8 protein-coding genes and 1 pseudogene are annotated in these 11,596 nt (G+C 69.0%); 3 read left to right on the top strand and 6 right to left on the bottom strand.

Annotated features, from left to right (window positions below):
• Together ACFFIA_RS22295 and ACFFIA_RS22290 are read right to left on the bottom strand one after the other, a co-directional pair.
• Positions 1 to 187, bottom strand: a pseudogene (locus ACFFIA_RS22295) (NADP-specific glutamate dehydrogenase); the annotation flags it as partial.
• 572 nt (positions 188 to 759) lie between these two features.
• Positions 760 to 1,611 carry a class I SAM-dependent methyltransferase gene (locus ACFFIA_RS22290; RefSeq protein WP_377253558.1) on the bottom strand — a complete coding sequence of 284 codons (852 nt, stop codon included), beginning with the start codon at positions 1,609 to 1,611 and terminating at the stop codon, positions 760 to 762.
• A gap of 968 nt (positions 1,612 to 2,579) precedes the next feature.
• On the opposite strand from ACFFIA_RS22290, the gene ACFFIA_RS22285 reads away from it, so the two are divergent.
• Both ACFFIA_RS22285 and ACFFIA_RS22280 read left to right on the top strand, forming a co-directional pair.
• The gene (locus ACFFIA_RS22285) at positions 2,580 to 3,188 is read left to right on the top strand and encodes a SigE family RNA polymerase sigma factor (protein WP_377253557.1); all 609 of its coding nucleotides are present in this window, start codon (positions 2,580 to 2,582) and stop codon (positions 3,186 to 3,188) included.
• Entirely contained in the window at positions 3,185 to 4,645 is a 1,461-nt protein-coding gene (locus ACFFIA_RS22280; RefSeq protein WP_377253556.1) for a WD40 repeat domain-containing protein, read from the top strand. Before ACFFIA_RS22285 ends, ACFFIA_RS22280 begins: the two co-directional genes overlap by 4 nt.
• 366 nt (positions 4,646 to 5,011) lie before the next feature.
• On the opposite strand, the gene ACFFIA_RS22275 is transcribed toward ACFFIA_RS22280, so the two are convergent.
• On the bottom strand, positions 5,012 to 6,601 hold the full coding sequence (locus ACFFIA_RS22275) for an FAD-binding oxidoreductase (protein ID WP_377253555.1): 1,590 nt from the start codon (positions 6,599 to 6,601) through the stop codon (positions 5,012 to 5,014).
• A 259-nt stretch (positions 6,602 to 6,860) separates the two neighbouring features.
• On the opposite strand from ACFFIA_RS22275, the gene ACFFIA_RS22270 reads away from it, so the two are divergent.
• On the top strand, positions 6,861 to 7,691 hold the full coding sequence (locus ACFFIA_RS22270) for a PH domain-containing protein (protein WP_377253554.1): 831 nt from the start codon (positions 6,861 to 6,863) through the stop codon (positions 7,689 to 7,691).
• A 776-nt stretch (positions 7,692 to 8,467) separates the two neighbouring features.
• On the opposite strand, the gene ACFFIA_RS22265 is transcribed toward ACFFIA_RS22270, so the two are convergent.
• The 3 genes from ACFFIA_RS22265 to ACFFIA_RS22255 form a co-directional block, all read right to left on the bottom strand.
• Positions 8,468 to 9,079, bottom strand: coding sequence for a class I SAM-dependent methyltransferase (locus ACFFIA_RS22265; RefSeq protein WP_377253553.1), 612 nt, complete (start codon positions 9,077 to 9,079; stop codon positions 8,468 to 8,470).
• 183 nt (positions 9,080 to 9,262) lie between these two features.
• Positions 9,263 to 9,466 (bottom strand): cold-shock protein, encoded by a 204-nt coding sequence (locus tag ACFFIA_RS22260; RefSeq protein ID WP_377253552.1) that lies wholly within the window; start codon positions 9,464 to 9,466, stop codon positions 9,263 to 9,265.
• 775 nt (positions 9,467 to 10,241) lie between these two features.
• Positions 10,242 to 10,589 (bottom strand): hypothetical protein, encoded by a 348-nt coding sequence (locus tag ACFFIA_RS22255; protein ID WP_446686978.1) that lies wholly within the window; start codon positions 10,587 to 10,589, stop codon positions 10,242 to 10,244.
• Positions 10,590 to 11,596 lie beyond the last annotated feature (1,007 nt).

The following is an 11,596-nucleotide window of genomic DNA, read 5'->3' as shown; positions in this document are numbered from 1 at the left end:
TGATCTGACGCTCCGGCTCACACAACCGACTGATCACCGCCCCATCCGCATACTCCGGATGCTTCGCCACCACCGGACCCAGACTGTCCAAAACCTCGTGAACGGCCTGGTGAAACTCGACCTCGCCAGGATTACGCCGAAGGACCTGGTCGTAGATCGCGTGCAGCTTCTCATCCAGGCGGGGCACGGGACACTCCCTTCCGGCACCTACGGCCGACTCGACCTCAAACCAACGGGCGGGACGAACCCGCCACCCCATCTTCACCGGCATGGTCAGGTGCTGTGACCGAGCGCTTGCTAGGTGTGGCCGATATCTCCGACCAGGCCCCTCCGCACGGGAGTGACCATGGCGTCTGCCCCTGGGAACGCAACCCGATCGTCGGCACCCGTACACTGCCGGTAGTTCGTTTAGGTTCGCCACCCGCGTCACGGAGTCCAGCCTCAGGGGACCAACTCATGGGGCGGCGACGATCCGCACGTGCCCAGTCTGCTCCCGCAGGGCCATCCCGCGGACACGGCTCGCTTCTCCCCGCCAACAGCCTTTTGCTCCTATGCGGGTACCAGATCGGCGTTCGCAGGCCAGCCAGTCGATCCACCGTAGGACGAGGTCTGTGGCGGTCACCATTTGTAGGGCAACCCGGCACTCGCTCTGCTCAATGACTCAGGGGTCGACGACACGGCGATGACGTGGCCTCGACCGTCCGCAACGGCTCCAGGGCACCGAACTCCAGGATCCAGCCGAAATGGATCTGGACAGCCCTATGCTGGATCGTCATCGCCGTTCGCGGAGGGCGTGACGGCCGTGACCAACCAGGACGCGGCATCGACCCAGACACCGTCCGGCCGCGCCCGGGCCCGATAGTGGTCGGCCATGGTCGCCGCCACCCGGCCGGCGACGGCCTCGTCCAGGCCGGCCAGCAGGTCGCGCACCCGGCTGGTAGCCCGCACGTAGCCGAGCACGTCCGCGACGTCCGCACCGATCCGCGCGGGCCCGTGCACGGGCATCACCCGTACCCGGTCGAAGCCCACACCGGTCAGAAGGGCGGCGATCCGGCGCGGCTCCCCGAACATGTCGAACTCGCCCGGTCCGACCGCCACCCCGTGCGCGGCGAAGGCCCGCAGCGGGATGCCGAACACCTCGTTGCGCAGGTCGTCCTGCCAGCACAGGAACGCCAGCCGCCCGCCCGGCCGCAACGCGCCGGCCAGGTTGGCGAAAGCGGCCACAGGGTCATCGAAGAACATCACACCGAAGCCGCTGACCACCACGTCGAAGGCGGCACTCTCGAACGCGTACACCTGCGCGTCGCCGCGGACGAACCGGACGGCCGGCTCGCCAGCGGCCGCAGCGAGGTCGCGGGCCACGGCGAGCAGCACCGCGGAGATATCCAGGCCGACCACGGCTCCGTCCACTCCGGACGCCGCAGCGAGGCGGACGGTCAGCTCGCCACACCCGCAGCCCACGTCCAGGACCCGGTCGCCGGGCGAAACGGCCGCCGCGCGGAGCAGGTGTGGCACCACCGGCTCGCGAAGCGCCGCATGCCGCTCCCGCTGCACGACCCAGCGACGACCGGTAGCGCCGTTCCAGCGCTCCGCCTGAAGCGCATTGGCCACACCCACCACGATCGCTCCCTCCCTTTGCCAACTCGCCTGAGCGGACCATCGAGTACCCGCCATGTCTTCTGCCACTGCCGACAACGATGCACAATGTCTGCCTTCGCATCGAGCCGACGTCACGGTTAAGCAAGTCCGGCCGCAGGGCGCGGGCACGATGGCAAGTGAGTACGCCGATGGTCTCGCATCGACCGGGTCTATCACCGTTGTCGAGGTAGCGGAGCATTGTCGAGGTAGCTGGGCGCAGGGCGGTGGTGGCCGCGGATTACTCCAGAATTGCCTGCATGCCCGTCCAGTCCTGCTGTGGGAGCGGACCACCGAGGTCTCGGACGCTCTGACCTTGGCGCGGAACAGGCGCTGGATGTCCGCCTTGCCGGTTACTTATCCTCGGTAACGCTTCACGCCGGCGGCGCCGACCCTCAGGTGGTCAAGGAGCGACTCGGCCACGGCAGCATCTCCACCACAGAGAAGTACCTGCACACGCTTCCCGACGCAGACGACACGGCATCGGATCAGTCGACATGAGCGCGGCCACGTACGTCGGCACGCCGGCACGCACCGCGTCTTATGCCTCCATGTCCCAGCGCTCGGCCTCGCGGTCGGCCTATACGTCGTACATGATCGCGGCTATCTCCCGCCGCCGACAGCAGCTCGGGAATTTCCTGCGGCGCGTCACACCCGTCCGTCATCGAGGCTCAGTCGACCGCATCCAACACCTTCAGTCGGAGTGGCACCGCGCCACCGCTAGCACCGCGGACTGTGGCCGTCTCCGCCAGAACGGTCCAGGGCCCGAGGGCGCGTGCCCTGGTGGCTCCGCGCTATTGGCGGACGCTAGGCATACGGCACCACGATGCAGCCCCAGCCACCACCCTCGACGTAGCCCAGAGCGCAGAAGTTGGCTTGCTTCACGGCGAAGGAGATGTCGACGGTCCTGTGTGGAACAGGTGGTGAGGAGGAGATGCCCTGTGATGGCAGACCAGGCTCAACCGTTTGCCCGACAAGGTGCGTTTGAACTGGTGACGGTCTCGACGACGGAGGTGCGGGTGGATCGCTATGAAGGATTCCGCGAGTTCGTGGACAACCGCTCCGCCGCCCTGTCCCGCGTCGCATATCTGCTGACCGGGGACTTCCACCTGGCTCAGGATCTGCTCCAGTCGGCTCTGGCCAAGACCGCCGCACATTGGCGGCGGATCCGTCACGGAAACCCGGACGCGTACGTGCGCCGGGTGCTGTTTCACGAGCACGCTTCTGCGTGGCGGCGGCGCCGGGTGTCGGAGAGCTTCGCCGCCGAGCCACCGCCTCAGCTGGTTCATGACCCGGCCTTGGACGCCACACTCCGGCTGGACGTGCTGCGGGCACTGGCGCGGTTGCCCCCACGACAGCGGGCCGTGATCGTACTGCGGTTCTACGAGGACCTGACCGAGGTGCAGATAGCCGAGGTGCTCGATGTCACGGTAGGGACCGTCAAACGGGCGAAACACGACGCGCTCAACCGGCTGCGGACCCACGCGCCCGAACTGTTGGACGAAAGCGGACAAGCGACACCCGATCTCGGGAGCAGGGAGGTGGCGACATGACGGACCAGCTCCGACAGGCCCTCGCCGAGGCGGGTGCGGCCGCCCCGGTGTTCGACCTCTACGAAAAGGCCCTGACCGACGGCCGGCGACTGCGCCGCCGACGGAACAGCCGCGCCGTCGTCGGGGCCGCCACCGCGCTGCTACTCGCCGTGACACTGCCCGGTGCGATTGTTGGTGCTGGCTCCAGGAGCGGCGGGTTTGCCGCCAGCGGCGGTAGCCCGTCGTTGCCCGACCGGATCAGCATGTCCTGGCCCTGGACGGCAACGGTTGAGCAGGCCCCCGCCGGGCCGGCGGCGCTGGTGGTCGACCAGCAACTCGACGTTCCCTCATCGGTCACGTTCCCGGAGACGACCATCGCAGCGGTCGGCGCCACTGCGAACACCTACCGGGCTCTCGAATTCAGCGGAAACGTCCGGGCCGGTACCGACGGGCTGCTGTCACCCGACGGCGCGCGGTTCGTCGCGGAGTCGACCATGCATGACCTGGTAACCGGCCGGTCGTACGCCATGCCCGGCACCAACGCCACGACCCGGTTCCGCCCGCTGGCCTGGGCACCCGACGGCGGCACTCTAGCGGTGATCCGGGAGACCGGACGACCGCTCGATCCCGAGACCGTTGTGGTCGGATTCCTCGATCTGGCCTCGGGCGACTACCAGCCTCTTATCGACGTCACCGCGCAGCTTGTCAACGATCCCGGCGTCTATCCCGGCACCCCGGGCCACATGGCAGCGTTCACCCCGGACGGTTCGCGGCTGGCGGTGCAGTTCGGCGACAAGATCACGGTATTCACCCGCGACGCCGCCACTTGGGGCAGCTTCGTCCTGAGCCATGACAGTCAACTGGCCGGTAAGGGCGCCTTCACCCCGGATGGGAGATGGATCGCCGTGGTCAGCCGAGCCGCGTGCTGCACCGACCAACCGGGACAGGCCCGCTTCTCCAGCCGGTGGCGGATCCGGCTGATCGACCCGGCCACCGGCGCCCAACGACCGGGATGGAGTCTGCCGGAGGTCAGCGGTGTGACTGCGCTGCGGCTGATCGGCTGGTGGCCGTCGGGTGAGGCGGTCGTCGCCGCCTACTACCCACCCCCCGGGGTATCGGCGGCGTGGAACCCGACGACGGCCGACCCCAACCACGATCCGTGGGCCTTCCCCAACTACTACGGATCGGTGAGCCATGTCGAGGTACGGGCACTGACCGTCGAGGGCGACTCCCGCGAGTTGCTGAACCTGCCAGAAACCGTGTACGGGATCGACATCGCCGACGACGTGCTCACCCACGGTCTCGTACGCCCCGGCGGCGACGCACCAATCCGCCCAGTTCGGACCGGTTGGCTCGTCGCGGCGATCACGGTCGCCATCCTGCTGGTGACCACGCCCGTAGCGGTTGTACTCATGCTCCGCCGCCAGCGTCGTCCGGCCAGACCACTCCAAGCCGGTAGTCAGACCAGCGGCAGGTGACACTGCCCGCCGGTCCCGCATAGTCGAGAACGAGGCCCCGCCCTGGCCGGCCGGACCGAGGACGACCCTGAAGGCGGCATTTCGTTGCCCACGGCACCGACCAGGCCACGTTGGAGGACCTTGGCGCCAGAATGGGCGTGCTGGCCTCCGGCGCGAACCGCATGCGCGAGTTGGGCACCACGGCGAAGGAAGACGGCTTCGAGTTCGACGACTGAGGCTTAAGGCCATCTCAAGCTGACTTCGAAGGGACGACCCGTACGAGATTTGTTCCAGGCCTGGGCTACCGCGGTGTTCGTCGCGGTAGCCCAGGTGTCTAGCTCGGAATAGTTGGCCTCGCGAACGAGCCGGCGTGCGCGGGTCGCCCGTTCACCGGATGGAGAGGGCGTGGCGGAAGACGCCGCGCGGGTCCCAGCGGGCCTTCGCCGCGCGGAGGCGGGCGTAGTTGTCCTTGTAGTAGAGGGTCTGCCACGCGACGCCGGAGGTGTTCCACGCGGGGTCGGCGAGGTCGACGTCGGGGTAGTTGATGAAGGAGCCGTCGTTCACGGCGCCGGGTACCGGTACTCCGCCGGTGTCCGCGTACATGTCCCGGTAGAACTCGCGCAACCAGCCCACATGCAGGGCGTCGTCGGCCGCGTCGGGCCAGGCAGCCAGGTAGAAGAGCTTGAGGATCGAGTCGCGCTGGGACGCAGCGGTGGCGTCGGGCGCGGTCGCGTTGACCTGCCCGCCGTACGAGTTGAGGCTGACCATGCCGCTGAACAGCCCCGGGACGTCACTGGTCAGGTGCTGGTACGCGACGTCGACCTGCCGATCGGTGAGGGCCCGGCGCAGGTACGCGGCCTTGCATTTCAGCCGCCACCGGCCCGGGTCCTCGCCAGGCCCGCGCAGCCCGGCGGCCAGCCACGGCATCCGCACCTGGGAACGCGCGGACGGCGGGGCGAACCCGTCGGCGAGCGCGCTGACGTGCTCGTCCAGCAGCCGCTCGGCGTTCTCCCCGGCGACCTGGCCGAGCATCATGTGCCGGCCGAGCGGGCGCCGGAAGAGCAGCAGTTCGCTGTAGAGCCCGGCGTACCGCGAGCCGGGCGCGCTGTGCCGCTCGAACCACCGGCCGTGGTTGCGCACCAGCCGGGCGAACGCCTCCGGGCCGAGCCCGTCCCACGACCACTCCATCGAGAACGTCAGCACCGAGGCCGGTGGACGCGGCAGCAGCCGCTCAGGGTCGCTGCCGCGCGCCCCGGGAGAGCGGAACCAGTAGCGGGTGACCACGCCGAAGTTGCCGCCACCGCCGCCGGTGTGCGCCCACCACAGGTCGCGGTGCGGGTCGTCGGGCTCGCGGGTGGCGACCACGCTGCGCGCGGTGCCGTCCCGGTTCACGACGACGACCTCGACCGCGTACAGGTGGTCGACGACCAGGCCGAGGAGGCGGCACAGCGGACCGTACCCGCCGCCCTGGACGTGCCCGCCGGCGCCGACCTCGGGGCAGTAGCCGCCCGGGATCGTCACGCCCCAGCCGAGGAAGAGCCGCCGGTACACCTCACCGAGCGTCGCGCCCGCCTCGACCGCGAACGCGCGCCGGTGCGGGTCGTAATACACACCGGTCATGCCGGACAGGTCGAGCACCACCCGGACCTGCGGGCTGTCGACGAAGTCCTCGAAGCAGTGGCCGCCGCTGCGTACGGCGATCCGCTTGCCAGCCCGTACCGCATCCTGCACCGCGCGCACCACCTGCGCGGTCGAGCCGAGCACGTGTACCCGCTCGGGGTTGCCCAGGAAACGAAGGTTGTAGCGGCGCCCGACCAGGTCGGGGTAGCGCGGGTCTCCGGGTGGGACCACCGCCGGGCCGAAGGGCGCCGACCGTTCCGCTGGGGCGGCACCGGCCGCTCCAGAGTGGACGGTGATTCCGGCCGCGGCTGCGATGGCCGTGGTGCGCAACAGGTTTCGTCGCGTGGGCGTGGACATAGGGCGGTCTCCTCCGCGTGGACGTCGCTGTCCGACCGACGCTACGGACGCCCCCGCGGCATGGGTATCCGGCAGGCTAGAGTGATCGGAGTGGGGTTTTCACTACCCCGTCAACGGCGCCAAGGCCGGCACGCCGTAGCTGAGTAACGTAAGTCGCCGGGTGCTGCACGGTCCCCAACTCTCGGCGTCGGGAAGATGACAGGCTGCGCCGGCCGCGGCCGGGTTTGAGTAAGCCTCGATGTCCGATCGCCGGAGCTGTATGGCCGGGCCGACCCCGACCTGCTCCGCCAGACGCGCCCCGGGCCAGGTACGTCTAATCAGGACATTCCTCTACCTTGCCGAGGCCCTGGCCCTCGCCGCATGCGACAGGCTTGATCCGATCGCCGACCATCGTGGCATGAGACGATGGGAACGGCCGTACACCTCGGATCAAACGATCGTACGCTGGGGTCTTGGCGTACTGGCAGGTGCGGGCGCGATCGTCGCCGCGGTCATCTACCTGGCCGACGTTACGTCAACCCTGGAACTGTTCCTCATTGGGGACGCCCTCGCCTTGAGCATGATCTACCTCGTACGCAGGGCGATGCTCGGCATCTACTTCAGCGAGTACGGACTCCAATCGCGATCATTTTTCCGAACGACCACGCTGCCCTGGGCCTCCGTAGCGGAAATTCGCAGCGGCACATCCACCACCGGCATCCCCACCGGCCGCACGGCTATCGTCATCGAGCGCACCGACGGGACCACCATCACCACCGCGATCCAACGAAGCGACGGCTTCGACCCGTACATATTCGCGAACGGGACCTACCTGCTCGTGACCCCGCCCGACGAGTACGACGAGATCCTCGCGGCTCTGCGAAAGCGCCACAACGCGCGGCGACACCAGCAGCCGGACCGGCCACGCCACACCTCGACCCAGCAGGCCCCGCCCAAGCAGACCGCCAGACCCGCGCCGGCACGCCGCTCCCCCGCCACCAGCCGAGACAGCCAAGCGCACACACACGCCCTGATCCGGCAACACGAACGCGGCGCACTCACCGACGCCGAGTTCACCGCCGAGATGGCCAAGCTCAAGGAAGCCCGCTAACAGCACACCCGCCAGGCAAGGGCCTGCGACACCGGCTCCGCGGTGACCAGGGCTTCGACAAGCAGATCATCCCAGATCGGAAGGTACTTCTCATTCTTCCCACCCAGGCCCATGTGCGACACCCGACGAGCCCAAGCAATGAGCGTCCAGGGGGGTTCGTCTGCGGCTCACCCCTGGGGGTGCTGATGTCCGCAGGAGGCATGTGCCTGAATCATGGGGGTCGTATGCTCCTTGCCCGGCTTGTCGGTTGTTCTGACCACCGGCCGCCGATCCGCTATCGACGGACGCTGTAACGCATATGGGTGACCCGGTCTGCTTGGACGATCTGCGGGTCGTCCAGGAGCGCTGGTGGGCCGTCGTATGTGCCGAAGAAACGACTTCGGGGCTGGGTTGCCCGGAGAGCGATCTCGGCCGCCTGTGCGTGGTAGCCCTCGTCTGCGAGGAGATGCACGAGCCGCAGGGTCGCGGCCCACTGGCCGGGCGTCGCTGAGTTCGCGGAGCGCACCGTGGTCGCGCTGGTCGGTCAAGACGTCGATCAGCCGGATGACGGCGAACCGGTCGCCCGCTCGGCATGCTGCCGGAGCCGTCGCAGCCCCTCGTGCAGCTCGCCACCGCGCAGCAGGCTGTCCACGAGGGGCATTCGCGGCCGGGCGGGAACCGTCGTGGGCAAGGCGCGTCAGGTCTTCGATCTGGCCAGAGCAGGACAGCACGATCACCAGCGCGATGTGGATGTCGTCGCCCACCCGGACCAGCCTGGGACGAAGGTGTCCGGGAAGCTAACGCTGCTGGAGCGTGTCCGTCGTGGCCCGGACTGCGAAGACGTCCGCGCGACGGATCTGCGCGTCTTCGGGCGGACCGGTGATGGCCGCGTGATAGGTGGCGAGCGGTCGCAGCCGGTCGGCGGGTAGGTGCTGCCGGCCCGGATCACCCAGGAGAACGTGCGCGCCGCGGTCCGCTGCTCGAATAAGGAACGGCATGACCCGCCGTGCCATCAGCCCGTCGTATAGAGCGTCGCCGGCCAGGACCACCTCCGCCCCGTCGCCGTCGCCGTCCAACAGATCGCGGGTCGCTGGCCTTATGACGACGCCGTTGGCCCGAGCGTTCGCGCTGATCGCGGCGATCGCGTACGGATCGACATCGTTGGCGGTGACGGCTCGGGCACCGGCCATCGCAGCGGCTATCGCCACGAGGCCGGACCCGGAGGCGATATCAAGCACCGTGCGCCCTGCGACGGCGGCTGGATGGTCGAGGATGTACCGGGCAAGCGCCTGCCCACCCGTCCACGCGGACGCCCAGTACGGCGCCGGCAGCGATCGGCCTGCGGTCGCCTCAAGCCGTGCCCACAGGATGATGGCGTCCTCTGCGAGAAACAGGCGCACCTCCGGCACCAACGGCACGTGGGTCAACTGGACCTGGTCGATGCTTGGTACGCGAGGCGCGCCCAGTATGTTCAGCGTGAACTCTCCACATAGGAGCAGGCTGGATGCCCGCAGGCGAGGCCGCCTACCGGCGGTAGGTAAGGACCTGCAACATTTCGTGCTCGATGGCGAGCACGGCAACCCGAGGAGGGCTCAGATCAGCCGGATATTCGCTGCCTGTGGGCCCTTCTGACCCTCCTGGACGTCGAACTCCACGCGCTGGTTTTCCTCAAGGCTGCGGTAGCCGTCCGCCGCGATCGCGCTGTAGTGGGCGAACACATCGGGGCCGCTGCCGTCCTGGGTGATGAAGCCGAAACCCTTGTCCGCGTTGAACCACTTCACCGTGCCTGTTGCCATGACTCTGCTCCTCGTCGAAGGCTGATGGAACCCACACCGCGTGGGCACCTCGTCGCCGCGTTGATCAATCCTCGTCCGGAGAGTGACCGGCAAACAAAGAACGCCTGGTGGTCTGGTTACCAGGCGTCGGCAAAGTCCGTGGAAGCCCAAAACTGCAACAGTCAAGACGCTACCACGTAGGGAGAGGTGTTGCCCCCTCCACGGGCGACTACCATGATCACGGCTAGGCTGATCCGTGGCCCTGGCGCCGCTATACGCCGCGGCTGAAACAGGAGACGATGACGACATGCACGTTCTCTTCCTAGGCGGCCCCTGGCACGGCGAGCGGCACGAGGTCATACCGTCTCGACGGGCTCGCGGGAGCGAAGGGCTGCCCCAGCAGTACAGCGTCAGTCAGTCCCTCGACGACCGCCCTGCGGGCCCGGGCGTGCCGGGCCAAGAAGCTGACGCTCCGGCAGGCGAACCTGTCGTCTATACCCGCCGCTTCGCTCAGGGCGGCGGCGAACGGAGAGCCGTCTACGTGGCGCCCGACTACCGCGGACCAGCCCGCGCCTGACTGGCTCGTCGTGCTGGTCGATGTCCCGGACTCTCTAAAACTTCCGGCGATCTCCCCGGCTCCAGCGATTGCCCGGCAGATCCGGCTGGTTCGCGGTGCCTTAACGGTGCAGCGCATCGGCGGGGCTGTCCTCGGATCACCCAGACCACATCTGGGCCACAAAGTGGACCGGCCGGTACGCACCTGGTTCGTCGAGCCCTCCAGCCTCAGGAGCGGGTATCAGATGTATCCGGGGATGTCGCGCCAGGCTTCGGGCGCGGGCGGGTCGTCGTTGTTGTGGACGGTTACTTCGATGAGGCCGTGGGGTCTGTCCTGTGCCCAGAAGACCTCTCCCGGGTTCGTCATGCCGAAGGGTTCGAGGTCGGCGAGGACGTGGTGTCTGTTCGGCGCGGACAGGCGGATCTCGGCGATGTCGTGACGTGTTTCGAGCACGGCCCTGCCCATGTGCCACAGGGTTTGTTGCAGGGCCAGACTGTGCACTGCTCCGAATCGGTCGACGAGGACGGCTCGGATTTCGTCGTATGCGGCCGCGCGCGCGAGGGGACCATCCCCGCGCGCGGGGAGCACATCCCGGTCGCCACGGGCCTTGCCGCCGGCACGGGACCATCCCCGCGCGCGGGGAGCACTGGACCTACGTGGTCGCCGTCATCGGCGGCACGGGACCATCCCCGCGCGCGGGGAGCACACAACCCGCGTCGGCGGCAATGTCGCCTGCGAGGGACCATCCCCGCGCGCGGGGAGCACCGCCAACGCCCCGAACGCGTCCGCCTCGTGCTCGGACCATCCCCGCGCGCGGGGAGCACGCCTGCCGGGCGGCCTGCCGCATCTGGCGCATAGGACCATCCCCGCGTGCGCGGGGAGCACTACTCCCCCCGGTCCACGGGCGCCGCCGGCACGGGACCATCCCCGCGCGCGCGGGGAGCACTCCCGGCCGCAGACGGTCGGGTACACGTTCGGCGGACCATCCCCGCGTGCGCGGCGAGCACCACGCCGTCTCACCGCACTCGATCGGGAACACCGGACCATCCCCGCGCGCGGGGAGCACTGGCCGCCGACCTGCTCGACCTGGCGCTCAGCGGGACCATCCCCGCGTGCGCGGGGAGCACTCGACCGGGCGCTCCTTCGGGCACGGGATCGGGGGACCATCCCCGCGTGCGCGGGGAGCACTTGGCGCGGGCCTCCGCCGTCGACGCCACGCCGGGACCATCCCCGCGCGCGGGGAGCACCCGCCATCCTTGGAGATCATGCCGATGGTCTGGGGACCATCCCCGCGCGCGGGGAGCACGAGTACGCGGACGAGCACGACGTAGACCAGATCGGACCATCCCCGCGCGCGCGGGGAGCACACCCAGCTCGGCACCGGGCCGCTCTCCGGCATGAGACCATCCCCGCGCGCGCGGGGAGCACACCCAGCTCGGCACCGGGCCGCTCTCCGGCATGAGACCATCCCCGCGCGCGCGGGGAGCACACGACGGCGCGCAGGACGGGCGAGTCCTCGATCGGACCATCCCCGCGCGCGCGGGGAGCACTCCCTCTTCACGTGCCGGAACTTGCCCGGCTTGGGACCATCCCCG

This window comes from Phytohabitans kaempferiae (genome assembly GCF_042433955.1).
In the GTDB taxonomy this organism is placed as follows: Bacteria; Actinomycetota; Actinomycetes; order Mycobacteriales; family Micromonosporaceae; genus Phytohabitans; species Phytohabitans kaempferiae.
Note: the sequence above shows the minus strand (reverse complement) of the source record. Positions and strands in the feature narration are given on the sequence as shown.